Origin of the sequence: Photobacterium andalusiense (assembly GCF_900185625.1) — a bacterium.
GTDB lineage: Bacteria > Pseudomonadota > Gammaproteobacteria > Enterobacterales > Vibrionaceae > Photobacterium > Photobacterium aquimaris.
The window spans coordinates 79,853-98,282 of the sequence record NZ_FYAJ01000006.1 but is presented as its reverse complement, the minus strand read 5'-3'; the positions used below and the strand labels follow the sequence as shown (position 1 = coordinate 98,282).

The following is an 18,430-nucleotide window of genomic DNA, read 5'->3' as shown; positions in this document are numbered from 1 at the left end:
CTCCCCGTCTGGCTGTGAGTTTAAATAACCTTCAAATACTGCGTCGGTGGATTAGGCAGTGTTGCTTGAGCATAATGATGACTGACGACACCTTTAGTGCGCTCACTATCACTGATCAATGCTAGCTGCGCTAACAACTCACGTGGCAACTCAATGTGCATCGAATAACCGAGATCTGCAGCTGGCGCAACGTAATTATCCAACGATAACACTCGTACAATTTGAGCTAATTGGTGCTGATAGCCCTCAAATAGTTTCGCCTGTGATTGTGAATAATCAGGGTGTTCACTTGCATCCCAACTGGGCTTATTACGCTGTTTTTCTTCTGCCGTCAGGGATTTTTCTGCTGTTGCGGCACTACTCTCAACCACGGGGATAATTTTTTCACGCACACGGTTATCTCGCGCCACTTGATCCGTTAATGGATTAGTGGTTGTCGCTAATACCGGCACACTTGATTGTAATGGAGCAATCACCATCTTGAAAAACCCACCGTTGCCATGTGAAAAGTTCGCGTTATAACATCCTAGGTACTATATCGACCGTCTACGATAATTATTTACCTTAATAATCATTACGTAATGCTCTTATCTATTGCATTCCACATCAGCAGTTAGCTAATAAAATCGCTCACAACAGCAATAAACTCATCCAAATGAGAAATAAACGGTGCATGAGACGCATCAGCAAAAACATAACTTTGTGAATGAGGATATTGGGCACTTAATACAGGCTCAGTTTTAATCGGCACTAACGCATCTAAACGTCCATATAAACGTAACCACGGCTGTGACAATTCTGCTAATGACGGCCGTAAATCGATATTTTCTAATAATTCTAACCCAAGGGTTAACGCGGCTAATTGTGGCTGTGGTCTTGATAATACTGCTGCTTTCAATTGTCGAATATCTTCTTTTGCAGTGCGACTACCTAAGCCCTGCAACACCAGAAACCGTTCAATAGTAATAGCAAAATCAGTCACTAGTTGGGTTTGAAAATTAGCCAGTACCCGTGGTTGAATACCGTTCCAATCCGTTCGCGACATAAAGCATGGCGAACTGGCAACGGTGATTAATTTGGTCACCCTTGAGGGTGCTGTTAGTGCAGCTTGTGTCGCAATCACTCCACCTAATGACCAGCCTAACCACACTGCAGTTGGCGGTGCTCGGTCTAATAACCGCTCAACGATATCAGTTAATGAAGCCGCACTAATTGCGCCGTTATCACCATAACCTGGCAGATCACACCAATGGACACAATAATGCTGACTTAGCATCGGGATCACATCTTGCCATACACCAACATTCATTCCCCATCCATGAATGAGAACCAAATCTGGCCCTTGACCTTGACTGTACCAATTAAGCTGCGATGTCATTTATAGTTCCCTACATCAATTGTTTATGAGTAATAATGATGCCAAATAGAGTGCCATCATGGCGAGATAATTTATACCATCGATTATTGTTTAAACATTGCTCTCTGTGCCAACTGCCACTCACTCACACTGAACAGTATTGGTGCAACCATTGTATTAGCCACTTTCCAACCCTACCCTATTGCCAACATTGTGGTACCACCATGTTAAGTACCGTTACCAATTGTGGTCGCTGTCTGAGCAATCCACCGCGATGGCATCGCCTCTATCGTTTAGGTGAATATCGACCGCCATTACAGCAACTGATCCATCAATTTAAATTTTATGGTAAGTTTTGGTTAGCTCAGCCACTGGCACAACAACTTGCTTATCAAATTACTGACCCTGCTCCACTATTATTACCCGTTCCGCTCCATTGGCGACGCTATTGCTTGCGTGGGTTTAATCAAAGTCATCAATTGGCATTAGCATTAGCTGCTATTTTAAATAGCCAAGTTAATCAACATGCTTTTCAACGTCTGCGCCACACACCATCTCAGCAACAACTAACCAAAATTCAACGGCGCCACAATCTTAAATATGCTTTTAAATTACACTCTTGCAGCTTACCAGATCATGTCGCGATCATTGACGATGTCGTCACCACAGGTGCCACCGTCGATCAATTGACACAGTTGCTGCTGCAGCGTGGCGTTAAGCGTGTTGATATTTATACGCTATGCCATACTGAACAATCACTTAATTAATCTTGTATAAAAAAGACGCGCATTAATTAATAAAACGTGGTCAAATAAAAAATGTCGCTTTAAAGATGCGACAATGACTCACAAAGAGTAGAATGAATAAAACTTACTAAATAAGTCAGGTATTACATCGTGTCCATGATCACTATTACTGAAAGCGCTCAGCAGCACTTCGGCAAGCTTCTTGCCCAGCAGCCTGAGGGTACTAATATCCGTGTTTTTGTTGTAAACCCAGGCACCCAAAGTGCTGAATGTGGCGTATCCTACTGCCCACCAGAAGCGGTTGAAGCAAGTGATACGGAAATGAAACTTGAGCTATTTTCTGCTTTTATCGACGAATTAAGCCTTCCCTTCCTTGATGACGCTGAAATCGATTTTGTCACTGATAAAATGGGTTCACAGCTAACATTAAAAGCACCTAACGCTAAAGTGCGTAAAGTTGCCGATGATGCATCACTGATTGAACGTGTTGATTACGTACTTCAAACTCAAATTAACCCCCAACTTGCAGGCCATGGTGGTCACGTATCCCTGTCTGAAATCACTGAAGATGGCGTTGCTATTCTACAATTCGGTGGTGGTTGTAATGGTTGTTCTATGGTTGATGTGACACTAAAAGAAGGCATCGAGAAAGAGCTGCTAGTGCAATTTGAAGGCGAATTAACTGGCGCACGTGATATTACTGATCACGCCCGTGGCGATCACTCTTATTATTAATGGTGTAGAACCACAATTGCAGCAGATAGCAAAAAGCCGCATTAAAATGCGGCTTTTTTATTATTGGACGATCAATTTAGAATGTGAATAGTAACCGTACGCTTACCCCATTTACGAGCAGCTTTTACATCATTACCCATATAAATATCAATCTTATTACGCCAACGACGGTGCATTTTATCTAGCACTGTATACTCGCCAGTTAAGCCTTGAATTTTAATTCGAGAGCCCTTTTTAAGTCCTTTATGGAGTAAGTCTCGTGATATTGCCACAGCTTTCATGCCGGGCTTTAACCGTACTCCCCAAGCTGTCAAATTAGGTTTATGATTGGTTTGTGCCCGTACAGAATTGTAAGCAGTTGCAGTAACCCGTAATGTTTTTATCGAATGAGCATAGCTAGGAAAGCTAAAAAGCAGTGACAAAAACACGATAAAACAAATCGATTTTTTCATTTTCTACGATGCCTTGAGAGTCAAAGCACCGTATTAGACCAAAAACCTGCCATCAATAATATATTTATAGACCATTAATACTGTCAATAAATAAAATTATGTTCTGACAACAGTGATGGTTACCCGTCGTTTACCCCAATTTTTAGCCGCTCTAACATTTTTACCCATATAGATATCAATCTTACGATTCCAGCGATGGTGCATTTTATCCAGTACCACATATTCACCGGGTAAACCTGAAATTTTGACTTTAGAGCCGCGCTTTAGCCCCATTTTAAGTAAATCTCGAGAAACAGCGATAGCTTTCATGCCCGGTTTTAAACGATCTCCCCAAGCTGCAATATTAGGACTAGAATCTGTTTGCGCTCGCACTGAATTATATGCTGTTGCGGTAACATTCAATTTTTTAAAACTGCTGGCATAGCTATGAACACTGAAAGTTAAACTCAGAACCAACAATAAATAACCTATAATCTTGTTTGTCATTTGCGCCACCTGGATAAGAAGTGAACGCATTTAAGCAAATCATAATCACGATTGAAAGCCTTTTTTGTGTAAAAAATCGTCAATCCTATTCGTAAAAATGATAACTGGTTGTTTATAAAGTGTGTGGTAAAAATATGTTTTTCCGCCATTGCAAAATAAATATCACTGCTAATATCGCCCCTCGCAACGCCATAAAACCCACCATCGCCGCCCATAAAGCATGATTACCATAGCTGCTCATTAACCACCAAATTACAAAGAATCCGCAGGTTGCTAAAAACATGCTATTACGCATATCTTTACCACGCGTCGCTCCGATAAATACCCCGTCTAATAAAAAGCACCACATCGCGACTAATGGCACAGCAGTCAACCACGGCAAATAATTATCTGCTTGTTGTTGAACCGCGGGAATATCAGAAATAATTGCAACTATTTGAGTGCCAAACAGAGCAAAAATAGCGGTTAACCCCAATGAAATTAATAAACCCCAAAATGTTGTCCCAACCAAATAACGCTCAAGTTGCCCTTTATTACCAGCTCCAACAGCTTTTCCGACTAAAGCCTCCATTGCATAGGCAAACCCATCCATAGCATAAGACACCAGCATTAAAAAACTCATTAATACCGCATTAGCTGCCACCACATTATCGCCTAAATGCGCTCCCTGAAAGGTCATAAAAGTAAATGTCGCTTGCAAACATAAACTGCGTAAAAAGATGTCGCGATTGAGCTTTAGTAACCGCCCCATACCATGACGGACACTGGCGAGTTTTTGTTTTAGTGGCGGTAAACCTAAACGTAACCATTGCTGAGCGACAAACCATAAGCCCAATACCATGCCACTGTAATCAGCAATAACCGATGCTGTCGCCGCACCTTGCACCTTCCACCCCAAACCTAACACAAAGACTAAATCTAGCGCGATATTGACGACGTTCGTTACAATAAGTAACCACATTGGCAATTTTGCATTTTGGACACCCAACAACCAACCCATGATCACAAAATTAGCTAAAGCCGCTGGTGCGCCCCAAATACGGGTCGAGAAATACTGATTCGCATATAATTTCACTTCACTGCCAGCGCTACTAAAATGAAAAATGAGCTGACTTACTGGCTGGTGTAATACCACTAATACCGCACCCAATAGCCACGCAAGTGCCATGCCTTGAATAAAAATGACCGCTTGAGCATCTTTGTTAGCACTGCCTTGCGCCTGAGCAGTAATACCAGTGGTTGCCATTCGTAAAAAACCAAGTAACCACAGCGTCACATTGATCATGGTGCCACCCACAGCAACACCACCTAAATACCATGATTGATCAAGATGACCGATAACAGCAGCATCGACCAATCCCAGCAATGGCACAGTAATGTTAGATAGCACCATCGGCAGCGCTAACGCGAAAACCTGATAATGAAGTGATTTATCTTTTAATACAGCAAACACAGACTTCCCTTAGCTTTCTAAAATAAGGGGCCAGTTTACCATTTGAGAAAAGTGACAACAGGCTGATTACGATAACAAAGTCTCAGCCTGTGACGTAATATTAAGTAGGTATAAACGCTAACCACCAATGATCAACTAATAACACCACAAACAAGGCTAATATATGCCAGATTGAATAGTTAAATGTTGCCCATGCGTGGCCTGCGTTATCAAAAAATTTTAGTTTGATGGCATAACCAATAAAACCAAGGTTTAACAAGCTACTGCCTATTAAATAAACCCCTCCACTCATGCCAGTTAGCCATGGTAATAACCCTACCGCAAATAACAATAAGGTATAAAAAAGCACCATGGTTTTGGTGTATTCAATCCCATGAGTAACGGGTAACATCGGTATACCTGCTTTGGCGTAATCATCGCGACGGTGAATTGCCAGCGCCCAAAAATGAGGAGGGGTCCATACAAAGACCAGCATGACTAATAACAGTGCATGAGGATTGACACTGCCTGTCACTGCAACCCAACCTAACAATGGTGGTGCTGCTCCTGCTAAACCACCAATAACAATATTCTGCGGAGTAGCATGTTTTAACCATACCGTATACACCACAGCATAACCGACTAAACTCGCCATCGTTAACCATGCCGTAAGTGGATTTAGCTGCCACAATAAAAGAAATCCTGACACCATTAAGACACTTGCAAACAATACTGCATTGACTGTTGCGATACGCCCTTTTGCTAATGGGCGATGGTAAGTACGTGCCATTTGGGCATCAAAGCGCCGATCAAGCACATGATTAAACACCGCAGCGGCGGCAGATTGTAAACCAATCCCTGCTAACCCAAACACCACCACTTTGAGCGTGGGTACCGTTGGCACCGCAAGACACATTCCAACCAATGCTGTAAGCAATAGCATTGCTACCACTTTAGGCTTGGTCATGGTGAGATAATCTCGCCACACCGCCGAGGCTAATATCGAACCACTACTACGCTCAATCCATTGTAATTTATCCATATAATTACTCCTGAGGCAATGGTTGTGTTATCGCGTGTGACCATCGAGAACCTACTCCCACTCGATAACTCACACTCACCATCATCACCAACAAACCTAGTCCTGTAACATTGTGAGCAACAGCAACTGCTAGCGGTAAACTAGCCACCACATTCGTCACTCCTAGTACAATTTGTACTAACAACAGCAGCACTAAACCTAAGCTATAACGTCGCAATGAATGTTGTAACCAACATAACCACGCCATGGTTAATACCACCACTGTAGTAACCATAGCCCCAATTCGATGTACTACATGAATAGACACCCGTTGGCCATAATCAAGCACGCCATACTGATAACTGTCATGCGGAGGCTGCACTAATAAAAAGGCTTTTACGTCAAACAATTGTTGCCAATTGGCTTCACAGATCGGCAATTGGCTACACACCAATGCGGCATAGTTCGCCGCAGTCCATCCACCTAAAGCGATTTGAAAAAACACCACTACAACACTGATGATCGCCGCTATTCGTAACCGATATAGGGATTTTACTGCAATATTGGTTGTCATTTGGGGCGGGGATTGAAGTCGTAATCGCAATAACCACAATAAACTCACAATGCTAAAGCCACCTAATAAGTGCGCCATTACCACCACCGGCATCAATACTAACGTCACGGTCCACATACCTAATAAGGCTTGTACAACCACCATAAATAATAACAATGCCGGTAATAGTTTCGGTCGCGATGGTTTTCGCCACGCCATAATATTAATTGCAGCAACGAATAAACCTAAACTACCTGCAATATAGCGATGCAGCATTTCATTCCATGCTTTTTGAGGCTCTAACGGTGTTTGAGGGAAAAATGAGGCGGCGGTTTGTTGCTCAAGCGTGGTTTGAGGTACGGTTAAAAAACCATAACAACCCGGCCAATCTGGACAACCCAGCCCCGCTTCCGTTAGCCGAGTAAACGCTCCGAGAGCCACTACAGCAACGGACAATACACAACTAAAACTGACTAAAAAAAAGAAATATCGATCATTATTGGTGGTAGTAATCATTCGTTATCCTCCCTAATGACAGCAATGACTTAACCTATTTTTGAGACTTTTAATAACCGTTTTAAATCACGTAAAACATCTTTTCCCTGGCGTAATATCTGTTGATCACCCGTCACCAATGGGTAAGCCATTAGCATATTACCGTGAGGGTCTGCGATATAAATTGTTGCCAAGCCATATTCTAATTGTGCTAACTGTTGCTGCAACGAAGTATCTATTTGGCGCTGTTCTAACCCCTGTAGCAGTGATGTCGTAGCGCTATTATCGCGACTGACCAGTACAACACTCTGCAGCCGATTGCTATCTGCTCCAGCAGCTTGTGGCACTTGGCGCAAATTAAATAATGCCCCTTGGCAACGCTCATCACAGCGCAAAGGAAGTCGATAAATCAGTTGCCAAGTCTGCGGTATCGCAAATTCAGCAACGGTTACTGCAGGCTGCAATAGTTGACCTCTATTGGTTACTCCCCCTTGATACCATTGCTGGTGTAACATCAATTTAGCCACAATAATGGGCACGATAAACACCATAGCAACGACCAATAACACCTGATATTTTTTCATGCCGCTTGCTCCTTGCGTAGCCATAATAAAGACATAAAAACCACCGCAATCGCGAGTAAAAACCACTGCATTGCATAACCATAATGTTTCTTTGACCCCATCACGACCGGCTGCCATGTTTGCGTTAATGCGATAGGGCTTGAGGCTGATATTTGAATAATCCACGGTAATAGTGGTTGTTGTAATTGTTGAGTAAGCCAAATTAATTCAATATTTTGCACTCGTAATGGCCATTGATTATCAGCATTATCCGGCTTAAATTGTAATAACTGCTGCGCTGGAGCAACCACACCAGTGATAATTTGACGACCATCAAAAGTCGGTAACGTCGGCAGTATATTTCGATATGGTGGAGCAGCAATCCAACCAAGATTAACTAATACCCGTTGTTGCTGGCTCACAAAAGGTAAGTAAAGATGGTAGCCAGGGCGGCCGCGATAAAGCTGGTTATCTAATAAGATCGGATGATGATTATCAAATTCACCTTCAATGGTAATGCTATGCCATAACGGTTGCTGCGGCAGATTAGCTAAATCAACCAATATCGTTTGCTGTCGCGTCGTTACTTGGGATTGTAACTGCTGCTTTTCATTGGCGCGGCTCATTTGCCACCACCCAAGTTTTAATAACAAAGCAACAACGGCAATGGTAAACATAATAAAAGCGATAGATCGCATCATTAAGTATCCTTTTATCGCTAACAGTTAAAACCCGCTATGCTTTAAATAGCCACTTGAGGAGCATCTAACATGCTAATTAAATTGTTATTTATCGTCTTATTAGTACTAATGATTATTTATCTATTTCGTGCTCTGCCACTGATGTTAAAAGCGCAATCATCACCACCGCTTTCGCATTATCTTGGACGGCGATTACTGATTGCGGTCATTTTGTTTGGATTGCTCGTTATTGCCTTAATGACCGGTGTTATTCAACCTAATCCGAATCCTTATACGCTTTAACCACCCTTGCTTTACTCACTTTTGTTTTTGCTATTAATTAGTTCGAGACACTCAATATCGCGCTTAATTGACTATAAAATATAAACAAACACGAATAAGCATAACCACACCACATCCACAAAATGCCAATACCAAGCTCCAGCTTGAAAAGCAAAATGGTGTTGAGGAGTAAAATGCCCTTTTAACACTCGGCACCAAACGATAAATAATAAAATTGCACCTAAGGTGACATGGACACCATGAAAGCCGGTTAACATAAAGAAGGTGTTACCATAAACACCACTCTCGAGACGTAAGTTAAGATCACGATAGGCATGGATATATTCCACCGCTTGAAGATAAACAAACACTCCACCGAGTAATACCGTGACCAATAAAAATAAACTTAATCGACGCCGTTGATTGTTTTCTAATGCCAGATGAGCAACATGCAGTGTGATAGATGAAGTGAGCAGAATAATAGTGTTATATAACGGTAATCCAATTGGTCCCATTGCTTGGGTTTCAGTACCATCAGGAGTAACAACTAGCGGCCAATCAGCGACAAAATGCGGCCATAATACAATGTTGGTCATGGCATTATTACTGGCGCCACCGAGCCAAGGTACAGCAATCATTCGTATATAAAATAACGCCCCAAAAAATGCGCCAAAGAACATCACTTCCGAGAAAATAAACCAACTCATACCTTGTCGAAACGAGCGATCCATTTGAGTACTATATAAACCGCCCATTGATTCGATGATCACATCGCGAAACCAACCGGTTAGCATGATTAAAATTAATCCAACCCCGGTTAATAAAATCCATGGCCCTTGCCCTGCTAATAAATCGCCGACGGTCGCCCCTGCACCTAAGGCAATTAAAAATAATGCCACCGCCCCTAAAATAGGCCAACCACTAGCCGCTGGAACATAGTATTCATCAGAGCTTGCTAGCGTAGATTGCTTAGAATCATTATAAGAGTTCGACATTTTTCACCTCATTCACTTGCTCATTAGGTTGAGTAAGGGGTTGCGCAGTAGCACTTACGTCATAAAGGGTGTATGCCAATGTAAGAACTTTAATATCACGCGGCAGATCAGGATCAACAAAAAATACTAGCGGCAACTCAGCCTCTTGACCCGCAGCTAATGGTTGATGATTAAAACAAAAACATTCAATTTTATTAAAATATTGCGCAGCAAGCCCTGGAGTTACAGACGGTACAGCTTGGCCAATAGATGCTTGGGTATTAAGGTTTTTAGCCAAGTAGTTAATGATTTTTGTCTCTCCAGGATGAACATTCACTTGCGTCACCTGTGGTGTAAATTGCCATTTCACATCAGGGTTAATATAGGCAACAAACTCCACCGTCACGGTTCGACTTCGATCAACCCTATCGCTCGCCGCTGTTGGCGTTGTCGCCGTTTTGCCATTGATACCGGTAATATCACAAAACACGTCATATAAAGGCACTAACGCAAACGCGAACCCAAACATTGCTATGGCTGCAAATACCAATCCAATTACCGAACGTTTTGATTGCGGATCCATATCAACCTCTGCTAATCAATTTTAGGCGGGGTTGAAAAGGTGTGATATGGCGCCGGAGATGGCACTGTCCACTCTAAACCTTCAGCCCCTTCCCAAGGTTTTGAGGCCGCTTTTTCTCCACCTCGTATGCACTTCACCACCACAACAACAAATAACAATTGTGACAAGCCAAATAAAAATCCACCGACGCTCACCACCGCATTAATATCAGCAAATTGCAGCGCATAATCAGGAATACGACGTGGCATACCAGCAAGTCCAAGAAAATGCATCGGGAAAAACAGAATATTGACTGAAATTAATGAGCACCAAAAATGCCACTGCGCTAACCGTTCATTGAACATATGCCCAGTCCATTTAGGCAACCAATAATAGGCAGCCGCCATAATTGAAAAAATCGCTCCTGACACTAAAACATAATGGAAATGGGCCACCACAAAATAGGTGTCGTGATATTGAAAATCTGCTGGAGTAATAGCCAACATTAGTCCTGAAAAGCCACCAATGGTAAATAACACAATAAATGCAATCGCAAATAGCATCGGCACTTCAAACGTCAGCGAGCCACGCCACATGGTCGCAACCCAATTAAACACTTTGACCCCTGTTGGCACTGAAATCAGCATGGTGCAGTACATAAAGAAAAGTTCAGCAGCAACCGGCATACCAGTGGTAAACATATGATGCGCCCACACCAAAAAACTCAATCCAGCAATCGAGGCGGTGGCATACACCATTGAGCTATAACCAAAGAGCTTTTTACGCGAAAATGCAGGGATAATTGCCGAAATGATACCGAAACTTGGCAAAATCATAATATAAACTTCAGGGTGGCCAAAAAACCAAAATATGTGCTGGAACATCACCGGATCGCCACCACCGGCGGCATCAAAAAAACTGGTCCCGAAATATTTATCAGTTAAGACCATGGTGACTGCACCTGCTAACACCGGCATAACGGCAATTAATAGAAAAGCGGTGATTAACCATGTCCACACAAACAACGGCATTTTCATATAAGTCATACCAGGTGCGCGCATATTAATAATGGTCACCACCACATTAATTGCGCCCATGATTGAACTGATGCCCATAATATGAATCGCAAACACAAATAAGCCAGTACTTGCTGGGCTATAGGTAGTCGACAATGGCGCATAGAATGTCCACCCGAAATTAGGGCCACCACCTTCCATAAACAATGATGCTAATAACAAGCTAAATGCAAACGGTAGAATCCAAAAACTCCAATTATTCATCCGTGGCAATGCCATATCTGGCGCGCCAATCATCAATGGAATCATCCAATTAGCAAGCCCTGTAAATGCTGGCATTACCGCACCAAACACCATAATCAAACCATGAACTGTGGTCATTTGATTAAAAAAGTTCGGTTCAACCAATTGTAATCCGGGCTGAAATAACTCCGCTCGAATCACCATAGCCATCGCCCCGCCAATAAAAAACATTGATAGGCTAAACAATAGATACAACGATCCAATATCTTTATGATTCGTAGTAAATAACCACCGCTTAATCCCCGTTGGCGGATGATGGTCATGGTGTTCTATGGCTGGTTGCTGATGCACTATCTCCGTCATGCTCGTCATTCCTTATCACTACTGGCCTTTTTTAATCGCCTCAATATCTGCAGCTTGTACGGTTTCTTTGGTATTGTTTCCCCAGGCATTTCGCTCGTAGGTGATCACCGCGGCTAACTCTTTTAGACTTAATTGCGGACCAAATGCTTGCATTGCAGTGCCCGTACTGCCATGAACTACAATCTTGATATGCTCATTTTTTTGCTTGGGATCAATCGACATTCCTTGTCCGGCTAATGCAGGAAATGCACCAGGGATCCCTTCGCCATTGGCTTGGTGACACATTGCACAACGACTGTTATAGGTTTTTTCACCCAACGCCATCAGTTCATCCATGGGCATTACCATATCCAATAATTGTTGTTCTTGCTCTCGTGCTTGGCGTTGGGTCGCTTGCGTTTGCTGCAGCCATTGTTCGTATTCAGCTTGCGGTTTTGCAATCACTACAATTGGCATAAAACCATGATCTTTACCGCACAGCTCAGCACACTGACCACGATAAATACCCGGCTCATCAATACGCGTCCATGCTTCATTAATAAAACCGGGATTAGCGTCTTTTTTGACTGCAAACGCCGGCACCCACCACGAATGGATCACGTCTTGCGAAGTAATTAAAAAACGGATTTTTTTACCGATCGGTACCACTAAGGGGTAATCAACTTCTAATAAATAATTAGCCCGTTTAGGTCGCAGGTTGTCAATTTGAGCAGCACTCGTGGCTAGGTGCGAATAAAATTCAACATCTTGATCAAAATAGCGGTAATGCCATTTCCACTGGGAACCGGTAACTTGAATGGTGAGATCTGATTTAGACGGATCTTCCATGGCTAACAATGTTTTGGTGGCAGGAATGGCCATCAAAATCAAAATAACAAACGGAATTAGTGTCCAAATAATTTCAACTTTGGTGCTTTCATGAAAAGAAGCAGCAACAGCACCCTTTGATTTTCGATGGTGAAAAATAGACCAAAACATGGCTCCAAACACCACTACCCCGATAGCAATGCAGATATACAGAATCGTCATATGTAAACCAAAAACATCTTGGCTTATTGCCGTAACGCCTGGTGTCATATTAAGTTGTATGGTTTCACCTAGCAGTGGTGCTGAAAATAGGATTAATCCACTACTGCCGATCAGTTTACGTACCATCGTTCTGACCTCCTTTGTCGACTACAGCTTGCCTTACCCTGCACATACAGCGACAAATTCACCCGCCCGCAGCAAAGCTAAAATAACATTCCTCTACATTTAACTTAGGCACTAAACAGCAATAGCGCAAAAAATCACCAACAAAAAATTACTAACAATTCACTAGATAAGCCAATGATATAAGTAACAAAATAGTCATAAATCATTTTACGAGACAAAAAAAAAGCGCAGCTAATGCGCTACGCTTGTTTGGTGTCTACTCAATCTGTCGTTAGCGGATAGTTACATCCAATCCGCGTTACGAATCACGCCAACAGCAATACCTTCAATGGTTAAGCTCTGGTGTTCTAAATTCACTTCAATCGGTGAAAATTCTTCGTTTTCAGCATGAAGCAGCACTTTTATGCCTTGCTTATCAAGTCGTTTAACAGTGACTTCATCATCAACACGAGCAACAACGACTTGACCATTGTGTACATCTTGAGTTTTATGTACCGCCAGCAAATCACCGTCCATAATGCCGATGTTTTTCATGCTCATACCATTTACACGCAATAAGAAATCTGCGCGTGGTTTAAACAAGGTTGGATCAACCTCATAATGCGCTTCAACATGCTCTTGGGCTAAAATAGGTTCACCTGCGGCCACACGACCAATTAACGGTAAGCCTTTTTCTTCTGTTATATCGTCGGCAATTAATAACCGAATCCCACGTGAGGCACCAGGAATAATTTCTAGTACACCTTTACGGGCTAAAGCTTTTAAATGTTCTTCTGCCGCATTGGCAGAACGGAAACCAAGTTCACGAGCGATTTCTGCACGTGTAGGTGGCATTCCACAGTCATCGATCTTTGCTTTGATAAGATCAAAGACTTGTTGTTGTCGCGGCGTTAACGGCTTCATGAGTCACCTGTCTTTTTATACAGTTGCTGTGAGTATATCCAGTGTTCAAAGACAATAAAAGCCAATTGTTTACGAAAACAGCAATTTGACTAGGAATTCAAAGCCATTCAGTCACTTGGATTAAAAAAATATAATGCGATTGTTTGTGGCAATAATTCCAACAGAATCAATCATCTTTCATCAACTGGTCATGCCAGATCGTTTTTCAATCCAAAAGTTGTCATAAAAATAAACCATGACTTAGTCAAAAAAGTGGTATTTTAGCTCTTATTTACCGCATATCTCCTGCATGAAAGTGATTTTTTTCTGCTATTGTGCAGCGTATTAAGGTTCAGAGGCTAATTATATCTATGTCAAGCGGGCAGAAAATCTATCAACAATTATTAAAATTGCCACTTTCTTTGTTGGTAAAACCTCATTCGATTCCATCTGATCCAGTTGCTGATTTAGAACTCGATTTAGCGCGCCCAATCGTCTATATATTGCCGTACCGTTCTAATACTGATCTATTAACTCTACGTAGCAGCGCGCTAGCATCAGGTTTACCTGATCCACTATCGCCATTAGACATTAATGGCCAATCATTTCCACGTTTTGTTTGTGTTGCTGAAAGCCCAAGTATTTTTGGCAATAAAGCTGGACTTCCACAAGATTCAATTACGCTATTTTGTGATTTATTAGAATTACATAAACAAGATAGCGAGTTAAATATTCAATTGATCCCTGCGTCAATTTTATGGGGTCGAGCACCGGGTAAAGAGTCAAAAACTAAGCCTATTTTACGCCCTTTAAATGGCCCTAAAAAAACTTGGGCTATTTTGGGTCATGGTCGAGATTGCTTAGTCCGTTTGAGTACTCCGGTATCTTTACGCTATATGGCTGATAACCACGGTACTGATGATGCGATTGCACAAAAATTAGCGCGAGTGGCTAAAATTCACTTTTCACGTCAATTACTCGCTACATCAGGTCCACGATTGCCAGATCGTAAACAACTTTTCAAGCGCTTATTAGCATCAAAAGCGATTGATAAAGTCGTACAAGAAGAAGCATTAAGCCGCCAAGTACCAGTAGAAAAAGTGCGTCGTGAAGCAATTGCAATGATGGAAGAAATTGCAGCTGATTTTTCTTACCCATTAATTAAAAATGGTGAGCGTTTCTTAGGTTGGTTATGGAACAAACTCTACCAAGGTCTGAATATTACCAATGCGCAGCGTATTCGTCGTTTAGCACAAGATGGTCATGAAATTGTGTATGTACCTTGCCATCGTAGCCACATGGATTACTTATTACTGTCTTATGTACTGTACCAAGAAGGCTTAGTACCACCGCATATTGCTGCAGGTATTAATCTTAACTTCTTCCCTGCCGGACCTATTTTCCGCCGTGGTGGTGCATTCTTTATTCGTCGTAGTTTTAAAGGTGATCGCCTTTATTCAACCGTTTTCCGTGAATATCTAGCGCAGTTATTTGCTAAAGGTTATTCAGTTGAATATTTCAGTGAAGGTGGACGCTCACGTACAGGCCGCTTACTTCCTGCCAAAACGGGCATGCTATCAATGACCATTCAGGCGATGTTACGCGGCTTGAATCGCCCGGTAACCTTAGTGCCAGTTTACATTGGTTATGAGCATGTAATGGAAGTCGGTACCTATGCCAAAGAACTGCAAGGCAAGCGCAAAGAAAAAGAAAATGTTGGCCAAGTGCTGCGTACTCTGCGTAAATTACGTAACTTCGGCAAAGGTTATGTTAACTTTGGCGAGCCGTTATCACTCAATCAATATTTAAATGATAACGTACCTAATTGGCATCAAGATATTAATCCGATCGAACCGCAGCGTCCAAGTTGGCTTTCTCCAACAGTGAATGATTTGGCGGTTAAGATGATGACTCACATTAATGATGCAGCAGCAACCAATGCTCTAACATTATGTGCGCTAGCGCTACTGGCCTCACGCCAACGTGCATTAAGTCGCAGTTCATTAGAGCAGCAAATTGAATGTTACCTTGAACTATTGCGCAATGCGCCATATTCAAAACATTGCACCACGCCAAAAGATAACGCGACCCAGATGGTTGATCATGCGATTACCATGGATAAATTCTTGGTTGAACGTGACGTGTTAGGTGAAATTATCTCGCTTGATCGTGAGCAATCAATCTTAATGACTTACTATCGCAACAACATTATCCATTTGTTTGCGCTACCGTCATTGATTGCTCATATCGTGATACAACAGCAATCTTTAACCCGCGCTGACATTCATCAACAAGTCGAGTTACTGTATCCATTCCTCAAAGCAGAGCTATTCTTACGCTTTGATGATGAACAATTACCACAAGAAATTGATCGTTTAATTACTGAACTCGTACGCCAACGATTACTGTTGATTAATGATGAAACCATTACGATTAATAATGCTCGTATTGGGCCATTACAGCTGTTAGCACGTACCATTACTGAAACCTTACAACGTTACGCTATTGCACTGACATTATTAAATGCTGATCCACAATTGCCAAAAACAGATTTAGAGCAGCACAGTCAGGTTCTGGCACAACGCTTAAGTCGTTTACATGGTATTAATGCCCCTGAATTTTTCGATAAAGGGGTGTTTAGTACTCTAGTGAAAACCCTTCATAGTGAAGGCTACCTCAATGATGAATGCCACGCAGTAACAGCACCTGTTGAGCAACTAGCAAGCTTGCTAACGTCATTGATTTCACCAGAAGTAAGATTAACCATTCAAGCGGTGATGAACCCTGATGAAGAGTTAGCTAACGACTAATTATCAGCAACAAAAAAAGCGCCGTTAGGCGCTTTTTTTATGCTTAAATATTATATCTAACACTTAACATCAATACGTTAAATTAACTATCAATGTTATTGCCACAATACACTCAAGCTAATGCCAATAAAAATCACCATACCAACGTAATTATTATTTAAAAAAGCTTTAAAACATTGCTCTCGCTGTCGACCTTGAATAAGCATTTGTTGATAAACAAACAGTGCCGATGCAATTAATAGTGCCCAATAATACCCCTGGCTCAGCTGTAAAATGCCACCAATAGCAATCAATAATATAATCGTTGCTAGTTGTAATAGTCCGACAATTAATTTATCAAACCGACCAAAAAGAATCGCTGTTGATTTAATCCCGACTTTAAGATCATCATCACGATCAACCATTGCATACAAGGTATCATAAGCAATCGTCCACAAAATATTGGCTACAAACAATAACCATGCCACTGCTGGTAGCGTACCGGATTGTGCTGCATAAGCCATTGGAATTGACCATCCAAATGCAGCCCCTAATACCAATTGTGGTAAATGGGTATAACGCTTCATAAACGGATAAGCAGCCGCTAATATCACCGCCACTACAGATAACATGATGGTGAGATTATTCATGGTTAGTACGAGCAAGAAAGACACTAATACTAATAAACTGAACAATCCTAATGCTTCTCGTTCAGACACTTTTCCTGATGGCATTGGTCGATTTGCTGTCCGCTTTACATGACCATCGACATTACGATCAGCAAAATCGTTTATCACACACCCTGCGGCGCGCATAAACACAACTCCAAACACAAAGACTAATAATACATCCGTTTTAGGTAAGCCATCTGCTGCTAAAAATAAAGCCCATAACGTTGGCCATAATAATAATAAACTGCCGATCGGACGATCAAAGCGAGCTAACTGCCAAAAGGCTCTGGCTTTGGTGATTTCTAACATCCATTTTCCTTAGCATATACTGGTGATTGCGTTAAAAATAATTCTGCCACCAGCATTGGCTTATCATTAATCCATAATCGCGAACGACGCGCCCATCGTGGCTGCTGTTGAGTACCGAGATTGGCCACTTCTAGTGCATCTCGACGTGAATTTTTTGTATTAAAAACACGATAACCTAATGGACTATTACCAAGATCAACAAGGTCTTGTTCCTTACCACTTAAGGTTGTCATCGGAATCAATGTGCGTGCAAATACCCACGGCTGTTGATCGCCATAAAGTATCACCTTTCGCTCTAAGCAATCACTATCACCAATCAGTTTCCGTTCCATAATTGATAAGAGATCATTACTGATAATTGTTTGTGCTAATACCGTCACCGTAAAGTGTTGGCAATATTGTGCCAACCGACGTGACAATGATTCAGACTCTAGCAACCAAGCTCCATGCGAAGTTTGCTCTAATGCCCATGATTGAACCGAGTACCATTTAGCACTCTGAATCAAAGGACTGTACAACTGATTGAATTCCGACATTTTTTATACTACAAAATTAACATACACGTGATCAAAAGACTTGGTTGAAAGCGGTTAATTTATTACCATATTGATCTGCTATTGTAGCAAGAGGTTATGAGTTCGAATATCGTTAACCTTAGTAGATT

The 18,430-nt window shown here is 41.9% G+C and carries 20 protein-coding genes; 4 read left to right on the top strand and 16 right to left on the bottom strand.

The window, feature by feature from the left end; all coding sequences use genetic code 11:
- Nucleotides 1–20: 20 nt before the first annotated feature.
- Together PAND9192_RS14430 and bioH are read right to left on the bottom strand one after the other, a co-directional pair.
- On the bottom strand, nt 21–479 hold the full coding sequence (locus PAND9192_RS14430; RefSeq protein ID WP_087854348.1) for an ATP-dependent Lon protease: 459 nt from the start codon (nt 477–479) through the stop codon (nt 21–23).
- Between the two features lie 134 nt (nt 480–613).
- The gene (gene bioH / locus PAND9192_RS14425) at nt 614–1,378 is read right to left on the bottom strand and encodes a pimeloyl-ACP methyl ester esterase BioH (protein WP_087854347.1); all 765 of its coding nucleotides are present in this window, start codon (nt 1,376–1,378) and stop codon (nt 614–616) included.
- Nucleotides 1,379–1,413: 35 nt separating this feature from the next.
- Between bioH and PAND9192_RS14420 the strand changes: the two genes are divergently transcribed.
- Together PAND9192_RS14420 and nfuA are read left to right on the top strand one after the other, a co-directional pair.
- Nucleotides 1,414–2,124: a phosphoribosyltransferase family protein gene (locus PAND9192_RS14420; protein WP_087854346.1), complete on the top strand. Its 711-nt coding sequence runs from the start codon at nt 1,414–1,416 to the stop codon at nt 2,122–2,124.
- 129 nt (nt 2,125–2,253) lie between these two features.
- Nucleotides 2,254–2,838: a Fe-S biogenesis protein NfuA gene (nfuA, locus tag PAND9192_RS14415; protein ID WP_087854345.1), complete on the top strand. Its 585-nt coding sequence runs from the start codon at nt 2,254–2,256 to the stop codon at nt 2,836–2,838.
- 71 nt (nt 2,839–2,909) lie between these two features.
- Here nfuA and PAND9192_RS14410 read toward each other — a convergent pair whose 3' ends face one another.
- From PAND9192_RS14410 to PAND9192_RS14380, 7 genes are all read right to left on the bottom strand, one after another.
- Nucleotides 2,910–3,290 carry a 3D domain-containing protein gene (locus tag PAND9192_RS14410; RefSeq protein ID WP_087854344.1) on the bottom strand — a complete coding sequence of 127 codons (381 nt, stop codon included), beginning with the start codon at nt 3,288–3,290 and terminating at the stop codon, nt 2,910–2,912.
- A 96-nt stretch (nt 3,291–3,386) separates the two neighbouring features.
- A complete protein-coding gene (locus tag PAND9192_RS14405) occupies nt 3,387–3,776 on the bottom strand; it encodes a 3D domain-containing protein (RefSeq protein ID WP_087854438.1) in 390 nt (129 codons plus the stop codon).
- A 112-nt stretch (nt 3,777–3,888) separates the two neighbouring features.
- Nucleotides 3,889–5,229, bottom strand: coding sequence for an MATE family efflux transporter DinF (dinF, locus tag PAND9192_RS14400; RefSeq protein ID WP_087854343.1), 1,341 nt, complete (start codon nt 5,227–5,229; stop codon nt 3,889–3,891).
- Nucleotides 5,230–5,329: 100 nt separating this feature from the next.
- Nucleotides 5,330–6,250: a heme o synthase gene (gene cyoE, locus PAND9192_RS14395; protein WP_087854342.1), complete on the bottom strand. Its 921-nt coding sequence runs from the start codon at nt 6,248–6,250 to the stop codon at nt 5,330–5,332.
- Between the two features lie 4 nt (nt 6,251–6,254).
- Nucleotides 6,255–7,298, bottom strand: a complete 1,044-nt coding sequence (locus PAND9192_RS14390; RefSeq protein WP_087854341.1) for a COX15/CtaA family protein — start codon at nt 7,296–7,298, stop codon at nt 6,255–6,257.
- 29 nt (nt 7,299–7,327) lie between these two features.
- Nucleotides 7,328–7,861 (bottom strand): redox-active disulfide-containing membrane protein, encoded by a 534-nt coding sequence (locus PAND9192_RS14385; RefSeq protein WP_087854340.1) that lies wholly within the window; start codon nt 7,859–7,861, stop codon nt 7,328–7,330.
- Nucleotides 7,858–8,541 (bottom strand): SURF1 family protein, encoded by a 684-nt coding sequence (locus PAND9192_RS14380; protein ID WP_234999156.1) that lies wholly within the window; start codon nt 8,539–8,541, stop codon nt 7,858–7,860. The genes PAND9192_RS14385 and PAND9192_RS14380 overlap by 4 nt, the downstream gene beginning before the upstream one ends.
- A gap of 69 nt (nt 8,542–8,610) precedes the next feature.
- On the opposite strand from PAND9192_RS14380, the gene PAND9192_RS14375 reads away from it, so the two are divergent.
- Nucleotides 8,611–8,823: a DUF2909 family protein gene (locus tag PAND9192_RS14375; protein ID WP_087854339.1), complete on the top strand. Its 213-nt coding sequence runs from the start codon at nt 8,611–8,613 to the stop codon at nt 8,821–8,823.
- A 71-nt stretch (nt 8,824–8,894) separates the two neighbouring features.
- Here PAND9192_RS14375 and PAND9192_RS14370 read toward each other — a convergent pair whose 3' ends face one another.
- The 5 genes from PAND9192_RS14370 to lexA all read right to left on the bottom strand — a co-directional run bounded on the left by PAND9192_RS14370 (nt 8,895) and on the right by lexA (nt 14,018).
- Complete coding sequence (locus tag PAND9192_RS14370; RefSeq protein WP_087854338.1) at nt 8,895–9,797, bottom strand: cytochrome c oxidase subunit 3; 903 nt, start codon at nt 9,795–9,797, stop codon at nt 8,895–8,897.
- On the bottom strand, nt 9,781–10,359 hold the full coding sequence (locus PAND9192_RS14365) for a cytochrome c oxidase assembly protein (RefSeq protein ID WP_087854337.1): 579 nt from the start codon (nt 10,357–10,359) through the stop codon (nt 9,781–9,783). Before PAND9192_RS14365 ends, PAND9192_RS14370 begins: the two co-directional genes overlap by 17 nt.
- 11 nt (nt 10,360–10,370) lie before the next feature.
- Nucleotides 10,371–11,960: a cytochrome c oxidase subunit I gene (ctaD, locus tag PAND9192_RS14360; protein ID WP_087854336.1), complete on the bottom strand. Its 1,590-nt coding sequence runs from the start codon at nt 11,958–11,960 to the stop codon at nt 10,371–10,373.
- A gap of 18 nt (nt 11,961–11,978) precedes the next feature.
- The gene (gene coxB / locus PAND9192_RS14355) at nt 11,979–13,115 is read right to left on the bottom strand and encodes a cytochrome c oxidase subunit II (protein WP_087854335.1); all 1,137 of its coding nucleotides are present in this window, start codon (nt 13,113–13,115) and stop codon (nt 11,979–11,981) included.
- A 282-nt stretch (nt 13,116–13,397) separates the two neighbouring features.
- Complete coding sequence (gene lexA / locus PAND9192_RS14350; protein ID WP_060997739.1) at nt 13,398–14,018, bottom strand: transcriptional repressor LexA; 621 nt, start codon at nt 14,016–14,018, stop codon at nt 13,398–13,400.
- Nucleotides 14,019–14,368: 350 nt separating this feature from the next.
- On the opposite strand from lexA, the gene plsB reads away from it, so the two are divergent.
- Nucleotides 14,369–16,807 (top strand): glycerol-3-phosphate 1-O-acyltransferase PlsB, encoded by a 2,439-nt coding sequence (plsB, locus tag PAND9192_RS14345; RefSeq protein WP_087854334.1) that lies wholly within the window; start codon nt 14,369–14,371, stop codon nt 16,805–16,807.
- A 95-nt stretch (nt 16,808–16,902) separates the two neighbouring features.
- Here the strand turns inward: plsB and ubiA are convergent, their stop codons facing one another.
- Together ubiA and PAND9192_RS14335 are read right to left on the bottom strand one after the other, a co-directional pair.
- A complete protein-coding gene (gene ubiA / locus PAND9192_RS14340) occupies nt 16,903–17,766 on the bottom strand; it encodes a 4-hydroxybenzoate octaprenyltransferase (protein ID WP_087854333.1) in 864 nt (287 codons plus the stop codon).
- Nucleotides 17,760–18,302: a chorismate--pyruvate lyase family protein gene (locus PAND9192_RS14335; RefSeq protein WP_087854332.1), complete on the bottom strand. Its 543-nt coding sequence runs from the start codon at nt 18,300–18,302 to the stop codon at nt 17,760–17,762. Before PAND9192_RS14335 ends, ubiA begins: the two co-directional genes overlap by 7 nt.
- Nucleotides 18,303–18,430 lie beyond the last annotated feature (128 nt).